12 protein-coding genes and 3 pseudogenes are annotated in these 20091 nt (G+C 71.5%); 8 read left to right on the top strand and 7 right to left on the bottom strand.

The features are described from left to right. Positions 1-27: 27 nt before the first annotated feature. Positions 28-147: pseudogene (locus tag ACWGI6_RS18640) on the top strand (short-chain dehydrogenase); the annotation flags it as partial. Positions 148-675: 528 nt separating this feature from the next. Here ACWGI6_RS18640 and ACWGI6_RS18635 read toward each other — a convergent pair. Further along, positions 676-1425: a TioE family transcriptional regulator gene (locus tag ACWGI6_RS18635; protein ID WP_453268510.1), complete on the bottom strand. Its 750-nt coding sequence runs from the start codon at positions 1423-1425 to the stop codon at positions 676-678. Between the two features lie 58 nt (positions 1426-1483). Here ACWGI6_RS18635 and ACWGI6_RS18630 point away from each other — a divergent pair, with 58 nt between their 5' ends. Further along, complete coding sequence (locus tag ACWGI6_RS18630; protein ID WP_453268509.1) at positions 1484-2686, top strand: erythromycin esterase family protein; 1203 nt, start codon at positions 1484-1486, stop codon at positions 2684-2686. Positions 2687-3184: 498 nt separating this feature from the next. Here the strand turns inward: ACWGI6_RS18630 and ACWGI6_RS18625 are convergent, their stop codons facing one another. From ACWGI6_RS18625 to ACWGI6_RS18615, 3 genes are all read right to left on the bottom strand, one after another. After that, the gene (locus ACWGI6_RS18625; protein WP_453268508.1) at positions 3185-3661 is read right to left on the bottom strand and encodes a hypothetical protein; all 477 of its coding nucleotides are present in this window, start codon (positions 3659-3661) and stop codon (positions 3185-3187) included. A gap of 341 nt (positions 3662-4002) precedes the next feature. Continuing rightward, the gene (locus tag ACWGI6_RS18620; protein ID WP_453268507.1) at positions 4003-4173 is read right to left on the bottom strand and encodes a hypothetical protein; all 171 of its coding nucleotides are present in this window, start codon (positions 4171-4173) and stop codon (positions 4003-4005) included. Between the two features lie 796 nt (positions 4174-4969). Next, entirely contained in the window at positions 4970-6421 is a 1452-nt protein-coding gene (locus ACWGI6_RS18615) for an MFS transporter (RefSeq protein ID WP_453268506.1), read from the bottom strand. Positions 6422-6506: 85 nt separating this feature from the next. Here ACWGI6_RS18615 and ACWGI6_RS18610 point away from each other — a divergent pair, with 85 nt between their 5' ends. Beyond that, positions 6507-6893 carry a MarR family winged helix-turn-helix transcriptional regulator gene (locus ACWGI6_RS18610; protein WP_453268505.1) on the top strand — a complete coding sequence of 129 codons (387 nt, stop codon included), beginning with the start codon at positions 6507-6509 and terminating at the stop codon, positions 6891-6893. 79 nt (positions 6894-6972) lie between these two features. Here ACWGI6_RS18610 and ACWGI6_RS18605 read toward each other — a convergent pair. Further along, positions 6973-7053 (bottom strand): annotated as a pseudogene (locus ACWGI6_RS18605) (TetR/AcrR family transcriptional regulator); the annotation flags it as partial. Positions 7054-7061: 8 nt separating this feature from the next. Between ACWGI6_RS18605 and ACWGI6_RS18600 the strand changes: the two are divergent. Genes ACWGI6_RS18600 through ACWGI6_RS18590 form a run of 3 tightly spaced genes read left to right on the top strand, consistent with a single transcriptional unit; the run spans position 7062 to position 8175 of the window. After that, entirely contained in the window at positions 7062-7250 is a 189-nt protein-coding gene (locus ACWGI6_RS18600) for a hypothetical protein (protein WP_453268504.1), read from the top strand. A 35-nt stretch (positions 7251-7285) separates the two neighbouring features. Beyond that, positions 7286-7744: a hypothetical protein gene (locus tag ACWGI6_RS18595; RefSeq protein WP_453268503.1), complete on the top strand. Its 459-nt coding sequence runs from the start codon at positions 7286-7288 to the stop codon at positions 7742-7744. Further along, on the top strand, positions 7741-8175 hold the full coding sequence (locus tag ACWGI6_RS18590) for a MerR family transcriptional regulator (RefSeq protein WP_453268502.1): 435 nt from the start codon (positions 7741-7743) through the stop codon (positions 8173-8175). The genes ACWGI6_RS18595 and ACWGI6_RS18590 overlap by 4 nt, the downstream gene beginning before the upstream one ends. 60 nt (positions 8176-8235) lie before the next feature. Here ACWGI6_RS18590 and ACWGI6_RS18585 read toward each other — a convergent pair whose 3' ends face one another. Next, complete coding sequence (locus ACWGI6_RS18585) at positions 8236-8994, bottom strand: maleate cis-trans isomerase family protein (protein WP_453268501.1); 759 nt, start codon at positions 8992-8994, stop codon at positions 8236-8238. Between the two features lie 409 nt (positions 8995-9403). Here ACWGI6_RS18585 and ACWGI6_RS18580 point away from each other — a divergent pair. Further along, a pseudogene (locus ACWGI6_RS18580) lies at positions 9404-10077 on the top strand (DUF6445 family protein). A 258-nt stretch (positions 10078-10335) separates the two neighbouring features. On the opposite strand, the gene ACWGI6_RS18575 reads toward ACWGI6_RS18580, so the two are convergent. Continuing rightward, positions 10336-11085: an SOS response-associated peptidase gene (locus ACWGI6_RS18575; protein ID WP_453268500.1), complete on the bottom strand. Its 750-nt coding sequence runs from the start codon at positions 11083-11085 to the stop codon at positions 10336-10338. Positions 11086-12013: 928 nt separating this feature from the next. Between ACWGI6_RS18575 and ACWGI6_RS18570 the strand changes: the two genes are divergently transcribed. Next, positions 12014-20091, top strand: an 8078-nt coding sequence (locus ACWGI6_RS18570; RefSeq protein WP_453268499.1) for a beta strand repeat-containing protein, incomplete at its 3' end; no start/stop codon positions are given.

Here is a 20091-nt window from a genome sequence, read left to right as displayed (position 1 = left end):
CTGGGAGCGCAGTTCCGCTGCCCGCAGGCCGACGGCTTCGAAACGCAGTTCGGCACCAATCGCCTGGGCCACTTCACTCCGACCGGCCCGCTCCTGCCGGCCCTGCCGACTACGCCCGGCGGCCGCGTCATCACCGTCTCCAGCGGAGGGTCTTCACCCCGCCCAGGCAGCCGCGCGGGCCGGAGACACGAACTACAAGAGGTTGCTGGGCGATCAGTTCCAGATCCGCCTGAGCCAGAGCTCACGCGCCACATTCCTGGTCCTGGACGACGGAGGAGGCAACGGAAGGGTCGAGATGCTCCAACTCGCCGGGCATACGTAACAGGTCTCGAGAGCCAAGACGAGCCCTCGCCCCTGCCCTGAGTCGGGCAGGGGCCCACTCGTACTCCCGTCAGGGGACGAGGCCAAGGGCTGGACGGTACCGAGACCTGATCGTAAAGAGCCGGCTGAGGCGATGAAGTACTCACGAGAGGCGATCGCCTCGATCGAGCGGGGAAGACACTTTCCGCAGGGGCGCCACGTCGAGCTCGCGGAGGACGTACCGGACGCGTCCGGCGGCGTCGGTCGAGCGCCGGACCGTCGGCTCAGCCCGGGGCCAGGCCGACATCGGCGGACGGGTCAGCCGAGACGGAACCGTTGGTGACTCTTGTTTCTCTTCGGCCGGCGACCGACGTCTCATCCGCGCTCGCGAAGGTACGCCTCCAGTTCTGCGGCCCCGTTCAGCATCGCCCGCCCGCGGGCGGACAGCCGACCGTGCCAGTCGCACAGTGCGGCCTCCAACGGCTCAACACCGCCGGCCGCCCGCACCTGGGCGATCAGCGGGGCGATCTGCTCCAGCAGGTAGCCGCCCCGCCTGAGCTGGTGGGCCAGCCGGGCGTCCCGTACGTCGGCCTCGTCGTAGACGCGGTACCCGGTCCGCGGGTCGCGGCGCGGGCGCACCAGCCCGGCGCGCTCCCATTTGCGCAGCGTCGCGGGCCGGATTCCGAGCTTGCCCGCCAGCGGCCCGATGAACGTGCCGCCGAGCCCGGACACCGCGCCAGGCTCTGACCCCACACCGGGCTCGGGCGCCGTGGTGGGCTCCAGGTCGCGGATGGCGCTCTCCACGGCCTGGAGGGTCCGCCGGTCGTCGAGGAGCTGGGCGTGGCTCTCGTCGATGAGGCGGAACGCCTCATCGACCGCACTTCGGTTCACGGCCCGCATGATCGACGTCGCCGCCTGGTGGCCGTGGCCGGGCACCAGGGCAAGAAACGCGCGCAGGGCCCCCGCGTGCAGCGAGGTATAGGTGCGGTAGCCGTGGGGTGTGCGACCGGCGGCCGGAAGGATGCCGGCCTCCTCGTAGTTCCTGATCGCCTGCGTGGACAGACCGTGCCCGCGCGCCAGATCAACCGGCCTGAGCCGATCACCGCTTTGAAGGTTTCTCCCCATGGAGCAGACGATATCGCGCGAAAGTTTCCACCGGAGGTTCAACGATAGCGTTGAAGGCATGGCTACTGACATCAAGGACACCACCCATGCCGTCGAGGCCGCCGCCGTCATGAGGCTGCTCCCGGCCCGGCCCCGGCTGCTCGCCCTGGGCGAGCCCACCCACGGCGAGGACGCTCTGCTCGACCTGCGCAACGAGCTCTTCCGGCATCTTGTCGAGCAGGAGGGCTACCGGACGATCGCGATCGAGAGCGACTGCATAAGGGGCCTGGTCGTCGACCACTACGTCACCTCGGGCACGGGCACCCTCGACGAAGTCCTGGAGCAGGGAATCAGCCACGGCTGGGGCACCTCCGCGGCCAACCGCGAGCTCGTGCGCTGGATGCGCGCCTACAACGACGGCCGGCCCGCGTCCGAGCGGCTCCGCTTCGCCGGGTTCGACGGCCCGCTGGAGATCACCCACGCCGCGAGCCCCCGGCAGGCACTCACCGCACTCCACGGCTACCTCGCGGCCCGGGTGGACGCGGACCTGCTCCCCTGCACCGCGGACACACTCGACCGTCTGCTCGGCGCCGACGACCGGTGGACCGATCCCGCCGCGATGATGGACCCGTCCCAGTCCGTGGGGCAGTCGGCCGAGGCCGGCCAACTGCGGCTGCTCGCCGACGATCTGGTGGCACTGCTCGACCAGCAGACGCCGCACCTGCTCGTGACGACCTCGCCGGACGACTGGGACCGCGTGCGCCTGTACGGGCGCACCGCGACCGGCCTGCTGCGCTACCACCACTGGATGGCCGACACCTCACCGGCCCGCATGACGCGGCTGTGCGCGCTGCGGGATGTGATGATGGCCCACAACCTCCTTGCCGTCGCCGCTCGGGGCCCGTCACTCGTCCACGCCCACAACTCCCATCTCCAGCGGGAGAAGAGCACGATGCAAACGTGGCAGGGGCCGGTGGAGTGGTGGAGCGCCGGTGCACTCGTGAGCGCCCAGCTCGGCGAGGAGTACGCCTTCGTGGCCACGGCCCTCGGCACGATCCGGCACCAGGGAGTGGACACGCCGCCGGCGGACACCGTCGAAGGACTCCTGTACGCGCTCCCGGAGGACCGCTGCGTCATCGACGCCCCGCGGCTGGCCACCACCCTCGGCGACACACGGCCCGCGACCCGCGTATCCCCCTGGTTCGGCTACGCCCCGCTTGACCCGGCCCACCTGGCGGACAGCGACGGCGTGGTGTTCGTCAAGGACGTCCCGCAGAGTTAGCCCCACCATCAGCGGCCCGGCCTGCCGGGGCGCCTGGGATGCGCGGGAGGCGTACCAGGGGTGGAGGAACATCGACGTCAAACCCTGCGCCAAGCCGTCCCGGGCCCGATGCCGCAGATATCAGCTACGCCCGCCGGTTCGCGATGTCCCGCCGCCGGCTGACTGCACCGCGGCGGCGCCCGATTCGAGCCCTCGCGAATTCGCCGGATCCGCTGCGGTGACTCGAATCCTCTCGTGCTCGCCACGCCCCTTCACGGCTGCTGACCTGCGACTTTGCGGGAGTTGAGGGTTGAATGGTGTGCGCGGGACGGCTACGGAGCCCGTTTTCGCGGGAACTTGAATCCGTCTCGCGACGCTGCGGGGCCCCGGCCGGCCGGGGCCCCGTAGTCGCGGGCGTGGCCCGCACCCCGTGGTGCTTCTCGGCGCCGGCCCGGTGCTCGTCGGCGAGGGACGGCTCGGCGACGATCAGCTCCCCGCAGACCTGGACGGCGGCTTCGTTCAGGTCCGCTGCGGCCGTCTGGTTGGCGGCCGGCCGGAGCCGGCCGCCGCGGTCGCTCGGGTCCTTGAGGCGCTCGTACTCCTCGTCGTTGCGCTGCTTGTCGCGCGCCAGCTCGACCGGCGGGCGTGCAGCTGCTGCCCGTGCGTGCGCCGGGTGCCCTCGTACGCGGCGGAGCCGGGGTGCCGGGTGGCGTCCGGACCGGCGGAGATCGCGTCACGGAGTGCGGGGTCGGATTTGGCGTACTGCCGGTCCAGGAAATTGACGATCTTCATGGTGGGCCGGGCCTCGGCGCCCACTCGGCCCAGGCGGGCCCAGAGCTGCACGTCGCCGGACCAGCGCTCGTGGACGGACTGCCGCGTGGTGCCGGCGACGCGGGCAATCCGTTCCCAGGTGGCGCCGCCTTCGCGTTCGGCGATGACGGCGCAGTCCACCAGGCGCCGGGCCAGGTATTCCAGGTCAAGTGCCTGGCGGAGCATGTCCCCGGCGGCGTGGGGTCTGGGGTCGATGGCATGAGATTGCGTGCCTTGTTGCCGCAGCGCCAGGCGGCCTGGGCGACGCTGATGCGGGCTTTGTCGCGGGGGGACAAGCTCCGTGGTGCGGTGCGGTGCGGTGCGGTGCGGTCCGGGGCCGGGGTGCCCGTCGTCATGCGCGTCGGGGCAGCCCTGACGGATCGGTGCCGACAGACGTCTCGTCAGGCTCACCCTGACGGATCCTCGGACGGCGAGTGCTCTCCGCGCAGGCGGAGGTGAGCCGGGGGCACCGTGCCTATCGGTCCTGCGACGTACGTGCTCCCCGCGCGGCTCCGCGCCCAAGATCGTCAGTATTCGACGCGGGAGGTGGCAGGCACGTCGAGATCTTCCTCCAGGTCGGCTTCGAGGAAGCTGTTCCGGTAGACCGGCTCGATGAAGACGTTGCTGTAGTCGGGCTTCGCAGGACGAGGGAGATTGGCAGCGAGCCTGTTGTGCGGCTGCGATGTTGAGGGGTGCATGAGATTCCTTGATGTTTGACGGGCGTAAACGGTGGTCGGGCTGTGATGGGTCGTACGGGCAGGCCGGAGTCGACGAACTTCTGGATGCGGCGCGGGCCGGCCATAACGTCGGGGGCCGATGCCGCGGCCCAGATGTGGGCGAGGTTCAGCTCCGCCGACGTAGCCGCTAAGACGGTGCTGTTGGGCCCGTCCGGTGTGGTGTCGTACCGGGTGTCAGTGTCGGCGAGGGGCTGTGCATCGCTCCAGACCCGCGATTCGATGATCATGACACGTGGATCGGGCTCAGCGGAAGTTGTCGGGTGACGCGTGGGGTGAGCCGCCCTTCGTTTGTATTGGCGGACCGCAGGCCCTGCGCCCTCGGCGTGAGCGGAGGTGAGTAGGCCGTCGCCGGGGGCTGAGTGCGCGTGCTGGGATGCTCACCGCCCCCGGGGGTAGCTCTTTCCCCTGTTGGTCGGCCGCTCTGCTGCCCTCATGCGTAGGGTAAGGGCACGCCTCAAGCATCTGCAACGAGGAAAACGTTCCCATCTACGCGCTTGATCGGGCTCGGTGAAAGTGCTTCACCAGCGTTCTACCGACCTGAAGACATTTCCACCTCGCCCGGGCGGCCGGCTCGCCGGGGCCACTCGCGTCGAAGCGCCATCGCGGCCCGCACGTCTTCCCGGATGTCCCGGGTGCATGAGTGGTCGGCGACTGGGTGATCGGCGGACGGTCAGTGAGTCGCGCGAATGCGTACCCAGCACGGCACATCCCGGTTCTGGCTGGTGTCTCGCCCCGGGATGTGCCCTGACAGGGCCGGTTAGTCGACGAGGGCGAGCTCCGGCTCGACCGCCGGCTTGTCGATCTTGCGCCGCCCGAGCACTCCTGACAGTCCGATGAGCAGGCCGATGGCCGAGAGGATGGTGATCGTGATCAGTGCCGGGGTGAAGCCGGCGAGCAGGGCGTCGGGACCGGTCCTGCCTTCGCCTCCGGCGGTGAGGACGGCCGTGACGATGGCGAGTCCGATCGCGCCGCCGACCTGCGTGGAGGTGTTCAACAGGCCGCCGGCCAGGCCCTGCTCATGGTCCGGGATCCCGGCGGTGGCCTGGATGTTGAAGGACGCGAAGGCCAGGGTGAACCCGATGCCGAGCAGGACCATGCTGGGCAGCACACCGACGACGTATGGGGCGTCCCGGTCGATGGCGACGAAGAGTACGTAGGCGAGGAGGTGAGCGATGACGCCGCCCGCGATGGTGCGCGAAGTGCCGAGCCGTGCTATCAGAGGCTCCATCTGCGGCGAGCCGAAGGCCACGATCAGCGCGGCCGGAAGGAAGCCGAGCGCGGTCTGGAACGCCGACCATTGCAGCACCGACTGGAAATAGAGCATGGCCACGAACTGGAAGCCGATATAGCCGCCGAAGAATACCGATATGCCCAGGTTGGCCCGTGCCAGTGAGCCCGAGCGGAGGATTCCGAGGCGGACCAGCGGATGCGCACTGCGGCGTTCGATCACGATGAAGGCGAGCAGGAGCACCGCGGCGATCCCGAACTGGATCAGCGTGTTCGGCGCGGCCCAGCCGGACTCCGGCGCCTCCACGACGGTGTAGACGAGCAGCAGCATCGCACCGACCGAGGTGATCGCGCCGGGGATGTCGTAGCCGCCGGAGGCGCGGGGGCCGTCCTTGGGGAGCAGGCGGTTGGCCGCGATCCATGCGATCACCGCGATCGGGACCGGCAGGAAGAACGTCCATCGCCAGCCAACCTGGGTCAGCAGGCCGGAGAGCACCAAGCCGGCCGAGTAGCCGCTGGCTCCGAAGACGGAGAAGACACCCAGCGCCTTGTTGCGCGCCGGGCCTTCGGCGAACGTGGTGGTGACGATCGACAGTGCGGCAGGCGCGGTGAACGCCGCCGCCATGCCCTTGAGTATGCGGGTGGCGATGAGCAGGGCTCCGTCGTCGACCAGACCGCCGAGCACGGAGGCGGCAGCGAACACGGCTACCGCGGCCAGGAACACCCGGCGGCGTCCGAGCAGGTCGGCGGCGCGTCCGCCAAGCAGCAGCAGTCCGCCGTAGCTGAGGACATAGCCGCTGACGATCCACTGCAGCGCACTGGTGGACAGACCCAGGTCTGCCTGGATGGAGGGAAGGGCGACGCCCACCATCGAGACATCGAGCGCGTCGAGGCCGATGACGAGGGAGACCGTGAGCAGCACTCCCCAGAGTTTGGCGTTCCACGTGGAGGTGGAGGCGGACAGGGGCGCGGAGGAAGTCATGCCGCGACTCTCACATGCACACGCATCGAATGCAAGCGCATTTAATCTCCGCGCATCAAATGCTGGCGCATGTTATCTTGGCTCCATGATCGGTGGCTCAGAGCAGGAATTGGTCGACGAGTGGCATGGGCTTCTCGCCCGTCACGCCACCGTGCACAACGCTCTCGAGCACGAGTTGCAGGCGCAGCACGGCCTTAGCGTCAGCGAGTTCGAGGCACTCGAGCTCCTCGCCTCCTCCGACCACGGCAAGTGCCGGGGCCAGGACCTCACCCACGCGGTACACCTGAGCCAGAGCGCCGCATCCCGCCTGGTCGCCAGGCTGGAACGAGGCGGCCTCGTCGAACGAGCCATGTGTGACCTCGACCGCCGCGGCATCTTCGTCGTCCTCACCGACAACGGCCACCAGCGCTACAGCGACGCGAAACCGACCCACCGCTCCGTACTTGCGCGGACACTCCGCGAAGACAACTGACCAGCCCCCGCAGCAAGTTGATGCCCGGTTAGCGGCCGTTCCTGCGCAGCCGGGAGCGCGCCGACGAGCCCTGTTGGACCCGCGCCGGGATCTCCTCGTCGGGCAGTCCCGACGCGCGCAGAGCCTGCAGCACCTCTTCCATGACCAGCCGGGAACCGGTAGCCGTCCATGGCGGGCCCAGACGTCGACCGCGTCGTCACACCGGTTGAGTTCGCTCCAGACGTGGAGGACGGTGCGGCGGAGGCCGTCGGCGGTGAGGTGGTTGCCGGTGTGCGCCGTGAAGCCGCGCGCGTCGAGCTCCACGGGGTCGATGTCGGTGAACTCGACCAGAAGGGCGCCGGTGCGGCGGTCGCTTGACCCTGCACCGCGGTGCAGGGTGCACCTTTGCCGACATGACACACCCGCCACGTCCAAACCGCCGCCCGGGGACCGACCCCGTCCGGATCGGCGCCTTGTACGACCTCGCCGTCGCGCCCGTGTTCGCGACCCCCTGGACCGCCCGGCTCGCCATCGACGGATTCCGCGCCGTGCACACCGCCCTCGACCTGCCGGGACGCGCCCCCGGCGAGTTCGGGCCGGAGCACCTGTTGTTCGTCACGTTCTTCGGCGTCCTAGTGACGATGTGGGCGGTGGTGCGCCTGGTGCGTGGCAATGTCGTGACCGCCGTCGCCGACACCGCTGGACGGGCGGCCTTCGCCTTGCTGATGATGTATGCCCTGGCCACCGGCGCGACGCCCGTGCTGGTGGTCTTCCTCGTGGTCGAGATCGGCTTCCTGCTCGCGCAGGGGTGGCAGCTGATCCGGGCACGGCGAGCAAGCGCCCTCCGCCCCCGGGAGACCGTGACTTCATGACACCGACCGATGCCGCCCGCGCTGCCGGCGTGCCGTTGAGCACTCTGCGCTACTACGAGCGGCGTGGGTTCCTCTCCCCCGAGCGGGACCCACGCTCCGGCTACCGCCGCTACTCGGAGGACGACGTCCGCCGCGTCCGCTTTGTGCAGAGGGCGCACCAGCTGGGGTTCGGGATGGGGGACGTCGAGGCCTTCCTCGCGCTTTCGGAGAAGGGCCTCGTCCCGTCCTCGCGCCTGCGCACCGTCGTCGACGCCAAGCTCGCGGACCTCGACGCACGCATCGTCGACCTCGCGCGGATGCGTGCGGCCCTCGCGGCACTGGCCGACGGTGCCACGGACGGCGGCTGCGCATGCCCCGTCGAGGCGGCGCTGACCGGGGCGGGACCGGGTGCCGGGGCTGCACCGACCGGTGATCACGGCGTGCTGCGGTGAGGGTCAGGGTCGTGGCGGGCGTCGTGGAGGTGGCGGGCCGGCCGGCCTGCGGCCCCGGAGTCACACGGTCAGCAACTGTTGACGAGGCCCGATGGCGCGCTCGCCCACCGCGCGCAGGGCCGCCCAGATCGTGGCCTGGTTGACCGTGACGACGGGCTTGCCGAATTCCTCCTCCAACGGGGCGATGAGGTCGTAGGTCGGCAGCGCCGTGCAGCTGATGAACACGGCGTCGGCCCGCGGGTGGACACCGGCCCGGACCGCCGCGGTCACCTGCTCGTAGGACACGTCGTAGATCTCGTGGACGGAGCCCAGGCCGAGGTCGGTGAGGGACAGCACCTCCAGTCCCTCACCCGTCAGGTACTCGTGCAACCGCCTGCCCACAGGCGGCTCGTAGGGGTGCACCACGGCGATGCGCCGCGCCTCCAACGCGCGCAGAGCCGCCACCACCGACCCGGCCGAGGTCAGCGCCTGCGGGGCACCTGCGGTGCGCATCGCCTTGCGAAGTGCCCGTTCGCCGGCGGCTCCCCCGACAAAACTGCACGCCGTGCAAAGGTAGGTGACGACCTGGGAGCCGATCGCGCAGACCTCACGGGTGGGCCGGTCCACGCACCCAGGGCGGTTGAGGGACGAGACCAGTTCGAGGTTGTCGGAGAACGTCACAGGGTCGGTGCGCGCGATGAACAGTGACGCCGTCTCCGGCGCCCAGCGCCAGATCTCCCGGTCCCGGTCGAAGTCGAACGAAGCAACCACCCCCACCCTGGACCGGGGGCGCGAAACATGCGCACCCTGCGGGTTGTTCGGGTCTGTCGCATCCGACATTGTCACTCCCACACGTTGTGCCGCTGATCCATTCGCAGGAGGGCGGCGGGCCGGAGAAGAGCGCCGGTCCACCGTCCTGTCCTCTGCGCGGCTCTCGAAGCGGTCGCCCGGCTGCCGCGCGCTTGCCACGACACAACCGTCGGCTCCCTTCCGCTTCCGGCCCGTACCACCCTGGCGAGGGCCGCATGACGTACCACTGCCCGGCGGGAGCGAGCACCCGCCGAGTCTTCCGCGGCCGATGGTCTCGCTGCCGTCCCTTTACGTGGACGCTTCGCCGGGCAGCGAAACGCTTCCAGCTTCAGCCGTACCGCCGCCGCGCGGAGGGTCAAGCGCGCGATGAGCAACCCTTGACTGAAGGTTGACCGCTTGGGTGGCGAGCCCTTGACGGGATGCGAACTACGTTCCCTGCATGCCTCTACGAACCCCGGCCCTGCCCGTGCTCCCGTACCGCAAGCCGACCCGGGGCCGGGACTACTGGGTGCTGGACGGCGTACTGCCGGACCCGGACGTCGTGCGGGAACGTTGTCTGGCCAAGAGCGACTGGACCGAGGGCTACCCCCACAAGCCCGAGAGCTGGCCGGGCCTGCGCACCATGCCGGCGCTCGAACCCGGCGAACTGGCCCATGTCGAGAAGCTGGTGAGAAGGACGACCGGCACCGCGAAGATCTGGGCCGAACGCCCCGCGGGCGGCGGTACGTTCAACCACAACTGCGTCCAGGTCGTCGGCGAGGGCGAGTGTGAGCCCCGCCCCCACACCGATTCCCGCAGCCTCTGCCGGTACGCGGCCGTGCTCTACCTCAACCCCCTGGTTCCCACGGACTGCGGAACCAGCTTCTACCGGCAGAGCCTGCCGGGCGGCACCCTCGGCGGCAACCAGGTGGCTCCGCCGCACAACAACCTGGTCGACGCCCTCGGCACCCGCTTCGTCACGCCGGACTCCTTCACCGAGGACGTCCGCATCCCGCACCGCGCCAACCGCCTGCTCCTCTACTCCGCCAACCTGATTTCCACACGGCGACCCGTTACTGGGGCACCACCCTGCGGGAGAAACGGATGACGGCGGTCTTCTTCTGGATGGCCTGACACATCCAGAGGGCGCACCATTGGCCCGAAGGCCCCTCCGAGAGGCAAAGACGCCATGGGGCTGTCCACCCCCGGATCGGGATGGGCCGCCCACCGGTTTCACGGCAAGTAGCCCATTGTGGCGGTATTCACAGCAACCGAATTGACGACGATTCCCCGAAAGCCAGGTGCGTGAACAGCATGCGTCCCGGGGGCGGTGGGACCGACTGCGGCAGCGGGGTGTGTGGCCGCCGCCGGGGCTCCAGAGACCATGATCCTTCAGTCGTCGGACTGGTCTCCGGCGACCTCGTCCAGGAGGTGAGGCCCGTTGTTGCGCACGTTGTTGACCGCGGTGGACACCGCCCGGGCGCCCAGGTGTCCTGCGGCCGGAGCCGTCAGCAGGGCGCGCAGTTCACCGGCGTCGTGGTGGGCGGGGTCGAGCCAGGCGCTCCAGTCGGCGGGGGCGATGGCCAGCGGCATGCGGGGGTGGACGCGTCCGGCGGCGTCGGTGGCGTCGGTGGTGATGATCGTGCAGGTGGTCCACCACGCCCCCGGCGCATCGTCGTCGGAGACGTCGGGGTCACGCCAGAACTCGTAGAGGCCGGCGAGTGCCATGGCCTGGCCGTCCTCGGGACTGATGAAGTACGGCTGCTTGCGGGCCTTGGCCGTCCCGGTCGCGGCGATGGCCTGCCATTCGTAGAAGCCGTCCGCCGGCAGCAGGCACCTGCGCTTGGCGAAGGCGCGGCGGTAGGCCGGCTTCTCCGCGACCGTCTCCACCCTGGCGTTGATCATCTTCGCGCCGACGCTCAGGCTCTTCGCCCACGACGGCACCAGCCCCCAGCGCAGCGGCCGCAGCTGCCGGGTGACCTCGCCGGTGTCGTGCTCGACGCGCTCCAGCACCGACCACACACCATCGGTGGGAGCCACGTTCCAGCTCGGGTCGAGAACCTGGTCAGGGTCCCAGCGCGTGACGTCGAACAGGTCGACCAGATCCTGAGGACGGCGGGTGGAGACGTATCGACCGCACATGCCCCCACCCTGCCACGCGCCGGCCGCCGGCCGGCACCCGTGCCTCTGCCTGTGCCGTACAAGGGGGCCTCCCAGCCCGCCGGCACCTCAGTCGGCAGGGCCACAACCACGTCACGGGTGCCCGCTGACCAGCCAGTGCAGGCGTGACGGCGGGCGGCCGGCCGTGAGGTCGGCGGAAGGGGAGCCTGCAAGGCCGGCGCAACGGTGCCTACTACATCGGCCACCTCTTCGTTGACTATCAGGCGGTTCCCGGGGCTCCCGGTACTGGTCCGGAGAAGGAGCACATCAAGGCCATCCCCGCCCGGGTCTACGTCCAGTCCCCCAAGACCAGCACTCCGGTCACCTACTTCGAGTACCAGGAGATGATCCTCGCCCGACCAAGGCCAAGTGGCCTGCGGGGACTGCTCGTCGTGCGTGCGGGCGGTCGATGCCGAGAACGCCGTCGGCTCGGCGCTTGAGGAACTGCTCGGATACTGGCCGGACGTGCTGAAGTGGAGAATCCGGAAGCGATCGCCCTTTCGGGTGATCTCGCACTCGGAGCGTTGCCTACGCCGTCACCGGAATGGGTTACTGGGTGCGTCCGATTCCGGTGGGCCGCCCATCCTCTCCGGGGGAGTGGAGGCGTCCTGCCCTTGTCGGAGCCTCGTCATGACGAGTCGTCCGAGCGCGCTCCTCCGTTGAGGCATGCAGGTAACGGCCGTGTCGGCGCCCCAGCGTGCGCCAAATGGTGCGGCAGGCCCGCGAGCTGGTCTGGAGCCGTCATGCATGCTGTCCGTCCTGTTCGCCCCGCGCACCTCACCGGCCCGCGCCACACGGTCGGGAGGGCGCGCCCGCTCCCGTCCCGGCCCGTCCCGCCTCCCTTGGTCCGGTGCCCCGCGGGAGCCGTCGATGCGGTCATCGGAAGCATGACGCGAGCGAGGGCGGTCTCATGCTGACACCGGAGCGCCCGAATCGGCCCTTTCTGATCACCGACCGGGACGGGAACTGCATCGCCGTCATCGACCCGGCCTCCCACAAGGTCGTGCCCCTCTTGAGCGCCCCGGTCCCGCTCGTGGCGCAGGAGGCAGGGGACAACCTGGTGCTCCGCACCACAGTGGCCCGCGCCGACCTGCCGAGAGCGCTGGACAGCGGCATGCTGCTGCACGCCCTGCCCGGCGCACTGTCGCGCGCAACCGGCACACCGGGGCTGTTACGGCGGACCGGCCTCGCCGGCCGGGCAGGCGAGGCCGGACTGCAGGGCCTCTCCGGGGTCTTCCCCGACCAGGGCTCCTACAGCGGCGGCACCCTGGTGACGATCGTCGGGCGTCACTTCACCGGCGCCACCGCGGTGTACTTCGGCACCCGGCGGTCGGCCGGCTTCTCCGTCCTCGACGACCGGACCATCGTCGCGGTGACCCCCGCGGGCAGCGGGGCGGTCCCGGTCACCGTCACCACACCCGGCGGCAGCGCCCGCATCGGGTACTTCTTCTACCTGTACTGGCCCGTCATTTCGCGGCTCATTCCCTCCGCCGGCCCGGTCGGCGGGGGCAATGTGGTGGAGCTGGTGGGCGCCAACCTGAGCACCGCGCTGCTGGTGCACTTCGGTGACGCGATCGCCTTCCCCACCGCGGTCTCCGAGGGGCAGTTGCTGGTGACCGCTCCCCCCGTAGTGGGGCCCGGGACTGTCCCGGTCTACGTCACCACCGTCGGCGGGGTGAGCAACCAACTGCTCTACACCTATGCCGCGGCCCCATCGGTGACCGGTGTCAGCCCGAGCACCGGGCCGATCGCGGGCGGTACCACCCTGGTGGTGAGCGGCACCGTCCTCAGCCGGGTCACCGCCGTCACCGTCGGCGGGGTGCCCGCGGTCTCGTTCCGTGCGTACTCCGACACCCTGCTGGTGGTGGTGACGCCGCCGGGAACGCCGGGTCCGGCCGACCTCGTCATCACCACCCCGGGCGGCAGCGTGACCGTGTCCGGTAGCTTCGGCTATCAGGCGCCCACGGAGACGGCCATCAGCTCCGCGCCGGACCCCTCCGTCGTGGGGGAAACGGTCACCTTCACCGTGGTGGTGACGGGGGTTCCGCCCACGACCGGCACCCCGACCGGCACCGTCACCTTCGACTTCGGCGACGGATCGGCACCCGTGCCGGCTGCCCTCACCGGTGGCACGGCGTCGGTCGGCCACGTCTACACCGCTCCGTCCGAGACCCCCTACGAGGTCACCGTCTCCTACGGCGGCGACGTCTTCTTCACACCGTCCAGCCGGGCGGACTCCCAGGTGGTCGAGGCGGCCTCGACCACCACCACCGTGCTGTCCTCCCCCGACCCCTCGCCGGCCGGGCAGGCCGTCACCCTCGTCGCCCGGGTCGCCCCCGTACCGCCGGGGGACGGGGCGCCGACCGGCACGGTGACCTTCGACTTCGGCGACGGCACCCCCACCGGCACCGCCCCGCTGGCGGGCGGTGCCGCAACGGTCACCCACGCCTACACCGACGCCGCCGAGGCCCCCTACGCGATCACCGCCGTCTACAGCGGTGACGGCAGCTTCACCGCCTCGACGGGCACCGACACCCAGACCGTCCAACAGGCCACCTCCGCCACCGATGTGAGCCTGGCGCCGAACCCGTCGGTGGCCGGTCAACCGGTCACCGTCACCGCGACGGTCACCACCATCCCGCCCGGGGCGGGCACCCCCACCGGCGCCGTCACCTTCGACTTCGGGGACGGCACGACGCCGGTCACCGTCCCGCCGGCAGACGGGGTGGCGGCCGTGGACCACGCCTACGCCGACGCGGCCGAAGCCTCGTACACCGTCACCGCCGGCTACAACGGCGACGGGAACATCGCGCCCTCGACGGGGACGGCCGCACAGACGGTCGGTCAGGCCGCGTCCACGACGGCCGTCACGGCCTCGCCCGATTCCGCGGCGGTGGGTGAGCCGGTGACGTTCGCCGCGACGGTCACCACCCTCCCGCCCGGCGCGGGCACCCCCACCGGCACCGTCACCTTCGACTTCGGCGACGGCACCACGCCGGTCACCGTCCCCCTCACCGACGGGGCCGCCGCCACCCCGCACGCCTACACCGGCGCCGCGCAGAGCCCGTACACGGTCACCGTCGCCTACAGCGGCGACGCCGACGTCATCGCGTCCACCGGGACCGTCGCCCAGACCGTGCAGCCGGCGGGCACCGCCACCGACCTGACCTCCGCGCCCGACCCCTCCACGGTGGGGCAGCAGGTGACGTTCGGTGCGACGGTCACCACCGTCCCGCCCGGCGCGGGCACCCCCACCGGCACCGTCACCTTCGACTTCGGCGACGGCACCCCAACCGGCACCGCGGCGCTCACCGACGGCGTCGCCGAGACCACCCACCTCTACACCGACGCGGCCGAAACCCCCTACGCGGTCACCGCCACCTACAACGGCGGCGCCGACTTCACCGCGTCCACCGGCACCGGGGACCAGACCGTGCAGCCGGCCGACACCACCACCGACCTGACCTCGGCGCCCGATCCCTCCACGGTGGGGCAGGCGACGACCTTCGTCGCCAAGGTCACCCCCGAGGCGCCGGCCGACGGTTCGCCGACGGGCACCATGACCTTCGAGTTCAGCGATGCCGGCCCGACGGTCACGGTGCCCGTCGAGGGCGGCACGGCGACGGTCAGCCACACCAATCCGGAGGTGTCGGGGAGTCCGTACACGGTCGCCGCGGCCTACAGCGGCGACGACAACTTCAACCCCTCGGCCGGGACGGAGAGTCAGGTGGTCGCCAAGGCCGTCTCGATGACGATCGTGAGCACCACACCGTCCCCCTCGGTCACCGGGCAGTCCGTCACCTTCAGCGCCACCGTGGAGGGCGTCCCGGCTTCCTCGGTCACCCCGACGGGGACCGTCACCTTCGACTTCGGCGACGGCACGACGCCGGTCACCGTCCCGCTCGGCGGCGGCACCGCCGACACCACCCACACCTACGACAACGCCTCACAGAGCCCGTACGCGGTCACCGTCACCTACGGCGGCGACAGCAACTTCACCGATTCCAACGGAAGTTCACTGCACAGCGTCGAGCAGGCGGCCACGGTCACCACGGTCACCGCAGCGCCGGACCCGTCCGTGACCGGCGAGGCGGTGACGGTCACCGTGACCCCCGTCGCGCCCGGGGCCGGCGTCCCGACCGGCGAGGCCACCTTCGACTTCGGCGACGGCAGTCCGATCCTCACCGCCCGGCTCGTCGACGGCTCGGCCACCGTCGCCCACGCCTACACCAGCGCCTCCGGCAGCCCCTACACGATCTCCGCCCACTACAGCGGGGACGGCAACTTCGCTCCGTCCGACGACGCCATCGTGCACACCGTCGCACCGGCCGAGACCACCACCACGGTGATCTCGTCGGCCACGCCCTCCGCGGTGGGCCAGACCGTGACGCTGATCGCGCGGGTGACGCCCCTTCCGCCGGGTGCCGGCACCCCGACGGGGACGGTCACCTTCGACTTCGGGGACGGCTCCCCGACCGTCACCGCACCGGTCTTGGACAACCTGGTGACGGCGACCCACGCCTACTCCAGCACCGCGGGCAGCCCCTACACCGTCACCGCGTCCTACTCCGGCGACGGGGACTTCGCGGCGTCCGTCGGAACTTCCGTGCAGAGCGTGGCGATGAGCGTGTCGACCACCTCGACGACGGTGAGCTCGGCACCCGACCCGTCCGTCGTCGGCGAGGCGGTCACCTTCACCGCGGCGGTCGTGGTCGTCCCGCCGGCATCGGGCACCCCGACCGGCAGCGTCACCTTCGAGTTCGGCGACGGCTCCCCGCCGGTCACGGTGCCGCTGACCGGCGGTGCGGCAACGGCCACCCACACCTACACCGCCGCCGGCCCCTCCTCGGTGACCGCGGTCTACAGCGGCGACGCCGACTTCGCGGGGTCGTCCGGGCTGGACGGCCAGACCGTCGAGCAGGCCGGTTCGACGACGACGCTGGTCTCCGCACCGGACCCCTCGGTGACCGGCGAACCGGTCACCTTCACGGCCACCGTCGCGTCCGACGCGGCCGGCGCCGGCACCCCCGCCGGATACGTCACCTTCGACTTCGGCGACGGCTCGGCGACCGTCCTGGTCCCGGTCGACGACGGGGCCGCGATCGCCGTCCACCCGTACACCGCCACCACCGGCAGCCCCTACACCGTCAGCGCCGCCTACAACGGCGATGCGAACTTCACCGGTTCCTCGGACACCGACACTCAGACCATGAACCCCGCCGCCACGTCCACCGTGGTGGTCGCCTCACCCCAGCCGTCGTCAGTCGGGCGGCCGGTCACCCTGACCGCGGCGATCGCCACGGTGTCCCCGGCAACGGGGGAGCCGACCGGCACGGTCACCTTCGACTTCGGCGACGGCTCCCCGACCGTGACCACCGACGCGGTCGCGGGACTGGCTACGGTGGTGCACGCGTACACCACCACGGGCGGCAGCCCCTACACCGCGACGGTCTCCTACAACGGCAACGCCGACTTCAGCGCCTCCACGGGCAGCACGACGCAGCCCGTGGTGCAGACCGCGACCGTGCTCACGGTCACCACCGATGGGGGTCCGTCGGTGGTGGGCGAACCGGTGACCGTCGCGGTGACGGCCGCCGCGCTGCCGCCGGGAGCGGGGGTGCCCGACGGCACGGTCACCGTCGACTTCGGCGACGGCACGGCCCCGGCGACGGTGGCACTGACCGGCGGGGCCGCTCTGCTCGCCCACGCCTACACCACCGGCCTGGGCAGCCCCTACGCGATCAACGCTGTTTACAACGGCAGCGACGATTTCACCACCGCGGTGGCCACCGCCACCCAGACGGTGCTGCCGGACGCCACGACGACCACGGTGACCGGCGCACCGGAACCGTCCGTGGCCGGTCAACCGGTCGTCTTCACCACGACGGTGACACCGGCGGAGCCGGGTGCCGGGGCACCGACGGGCACCATGACATTCGACTTCGGCGACGGCACCGGCCCGGTGGCCGCGCCGGTGGTGGCCGGGGTGGCCACTGCTGAGCATGCCTTCGTCGGCACCTCCGGCAGCCCCTACGCCATCACCGCGACCTACGGCGGCGACGCCGACTTCACCGCCTCCGCCGGCACCACCCACCACTCCGTGGACCGGTCGGCGTCCGACGTGGTGATCACGGTGGCGCCCGACACGTCGGTGTCGGGCCAGCCGGTGTCCGTGACCGCGACGGTCTCCGCGACCGCACCGGGCACCGGTACGCCGACCGGCACCGTCACCGTGGACTTCGGGGACGGCACGGCACCGGTCGCGGTGCCGCTCGCCGGCGGGGCGGCGACCGTGACCCACGCCTGGGCCGGCGCCGCCGGCAGCCCGTACGTCCTCACCGCGGCGTACAGCGGGGACGCCGACTTCGGGCCCACTTCGGCAACCGGCTCGCACACCGTCACCGCGGCCGCGAGCACCACCTCCGTCAGCTCCGTCCCGGACCCCGCGGTGCCGGGCCAGCCGGTCACCGTCACCGCGACGGTCTCCGCGGTCGCCCCCGGGGCCGGCACCCCGACCGGCACCGTCACCTTCGACTTCGGCGACGGCACCCCGTCGGTGACCACCCCCGTGACGGACGGCACCGCCACCGTCACCCACGCCTGGCCCGGCGCCGCCGGCAGCCCCTACACCCTGACCACCACGTACCACGGCGACTTCGGCTTCGCCCCCTCCGGCTGCACCACCACCCAGACCGTCGGCCCTGGCGCGAGCACCACCGCCGTCAGCCGCCTTCCGGAGCCGTCGGTGACGGGCGAGCAGGTGACGTTCTTCGCTCGGGTGACGCCGGACGCCCCGGGGGACGGCACCCCGACCGGGACGGTGACCTTCGACTTCGGCGACGGCACCGCACCGGTCGTCGCGACCGTGGCCCAGGGCCTGGCGACGACCGTGCACACCTTCACCGGGGCGGCCGGCCCGTACACGGTCACCGCCGGCTACAGCGGCGACGACGACTTCATCGCCTCGGTGGGGTTCGGAACCCACACCGTGCAGCCGGCGTCGACGACGACAGCGGTGGACTCCTCGCCCGACCCGTCGGCGACCGGGCAGGCGGTGACCGTGACCGCCACGGTCGCGGCGGTGGCACCGGGCGCCGGGACGCCGACCGGCACCGTGACATTCGACTTCGGCGACGGCACCGACCCGGTGGCGGTACCGCTGGCCGAGGGCATCGCGACCGCCCCCCACACCTGGGCCGGCACCGTCGGCAGCCCCTTCCCCGTCATGGCCTCCTACAGCGGCGACCCAGGGTTCTCCGCGTCCGCGGGGACCGGCAGCCACACCGTCACCCCGGCGACGACCAGCACCACCCTCACCTCCTCGCCCGACCCCTCGGTGCCGGGCCAATTCGTCGACCTCACCGCCACGGTGGCACCCGTCACCCCGGGGGCGGGCACCCCCACCGGCACCGTGACGTTCGACTTCGGCGACGGGGCCGCACCGGTCACCGTGCCCCTGATCAACGGCGCCGCGACCACCCCCCACACCTGGACCACCACCGCCGGCAGCCCCTACCCCCTCACCGCCGCCTACAACGGCGACGGCGACTTCGCCCCGTCCACCGGCACCGCCACCCAGACCGTGGGCCCGGTCGCCACGGCGATGACGCTGGCCTCCTCCCCGGAACCGTCCGCTGCCGGGCAGAACGTCACCTTCACCGCGCGCGTCTTTGCGGTTCCTCCGGGCGCGGGCACCCCCACCGGGACGGTCACCTTCGACTTCGGCGACGGCAGCGCACCGGTCACCGCTCCGGTCCTGGGCGGGATCGCGACGACCGACCACGCCTATGCGACCACGGCGGGCAGCCCCTACACCGCCACCGCCACCTACAGCGGGGACGCCGACTTCACCACCGCCACCGCCACCGTCCCGCACACCGTGACGGCCATCGCCGCCACCACCGCGACGACGGTGACCTCCTCGCCCGACCCCACGGTGACCGGCCAGCCGGTGACCGTCACCGCCGCAGTGGTCCCCACGCCGTCCGGCGCCGGCGTGCCCACCGGCACCGTCACCTTCGACTTCGGGGACGGGGCGGCGGCCATCACGGCGCCGCTGTCCGGCGGCGCGGTGACCGTCGCGCACACCTACACCGGCGCGACCGGCAGCCCCTACAGCATCACCGCCAACTACAGCGGGGACGCCAACTTCGGCTCCTCCGCGGGCGGTGACACCCAGACCGTGCTGCCGGCGGCGACCGTCACCACACTGGTCACCGCCCCGGACCCATCGGTGACCGGCCAGCCGGTGACCCTGACCGCGACGGTGGCGCCGGTCGGTCCGGGGGCCGGGGTGCCGACCGGCACGGTCACCTTCGACTTCGGGGACGGGGCGCCGACCGCATCGGCGCCAATCTCCGGCGGGGTGGCCCGGATCAGCCACGCGTACACCAGCGCGGGCGGGCCGTACACCGCGACCGCGAGCTACGACGGGGACGCCAGCTTCACCGCGTCGAGCGGCACCGACACCCAGACCGTCGGCAAGGCCGCCACGACCACCGCCGTGGTCTCCTCCCCCGACCCCACCGTGGTCGGCCAACCCACCACCCTCACCGCCACCGTGGCCTCGGCCGCCCCCGGAGCGGGCACCCCCACCGGCACCGTCACCTTCACCTTCGGCGACGGCAGCCCCACGGTGACCGCGCCCCTCAGCAACGGCCTCGCCACCACCACCCACATCTACACCGACACCTCCGGCAGCCCGTACACCCTCACCGGCACCTACAACGGCGACACCCACTACACGACGTCGAGCGGCACCGACACCCAGAGCGTCAGCAAGGCCACCACCACGACCGCCGTGGCCTCCTCCCCCGACCCCACTGTCGCCGGCCAACCCACCACCCTCACCGCCACCGTGGCCTCGGTCGCCCCCGGGGCGGGAACCCCCACCGGCACCGTCACCTTCACCTTCGGCGACGGCACCAGCGCAACCACCGCCACCCTCTCCGGCGGCACCGCCACCGTCACCCACACCTACGCCGGCAC

The sequence above is a fragment of the Streptomyces sp. NPDC054786 genome (genome assembly GCF_053611685.1).
This window is presented reverse-complemented; position numbering and strand designations above follow the sequence as displayed.

Coding starts and splice junctions, on each gene's coding strand:
- ACWGI6_RS18635 (WP_453268510.1), bottom strand. CDS start 1,425: ATGGGGAGAAACCTTCAAAGCGGTGATCGGCTCAGGCCGGTTGATCTG.
- ACWGI6_RS18630 (WP_453268509.1), top strand. CDS start 1,484: ATGGCTACTGACATCAAGGACACCACCCATGCCGTCGAGGCCGCCGCC.
- ACWGI6_RS18625 (WP_453268508.1), bottom strand. CDS start 3,661: ATGCTCCGCCAGGCACTTGACCTGGAATACCTGGCCCGGCGCCTGGTG.
- ACWGI6_RS18620 (WP_453268507.1), bottom strand. CDS start 4,173: ATGCACCCCTCAACATCGCAGCCGCACAACAGGCTCGCTGCCAATCTC.
- ACWGI6_RS18615 (WP_453268506.1), bottom strand. CDS start 6,421: ATGACTTCCTCCGCGCCCCTGTCCGCCTCCACCTCCACGTGGAACGCC.
- ACWGI6_RS18610 (WP_453268505.1), top strand. CDS start 6,507: ATGATCGGTGGCTCAGAGCAGGAATTGGTCGACGAGTGGCATGGGCTT.
- ACWGI6_RS18600 (WP_453268504.1), top strand. CDS start 7,062: ATGGCGGGCCCAGACGTCGACCGCGTCGTCACACCGGTTGAGTTCGCT.
- ACWGI6_RS18595 (WP_453268503.1), top strand. CDS start 7,286: ATGACACACCCGCCACGTCCAAACCGCCGCCCGGGGACCGACCCCGTC.
- ACWGI6_RS18590 (WP_453268502.1), top strand. CDS start 7,741: ATGACACCGACCGATGCCGCCCGCGCTGCCGGCGTGCCGTTGAGCACT.
- ACWGI6_RS18585 (WP_453268501.1), bottom strand. CDS start 8,994: ATGTCGGATGCGACAGACCCGAACAACCCGCAGGGTGCGCATGTTTCG.
- ACWGI6_RS18575 (WP_453268500.1), bottom strand. CDS start 11,085: ATGTGCGGTCGATACGTCTCCACCCGCCGTCCTCAGGATCTGGTCGAC.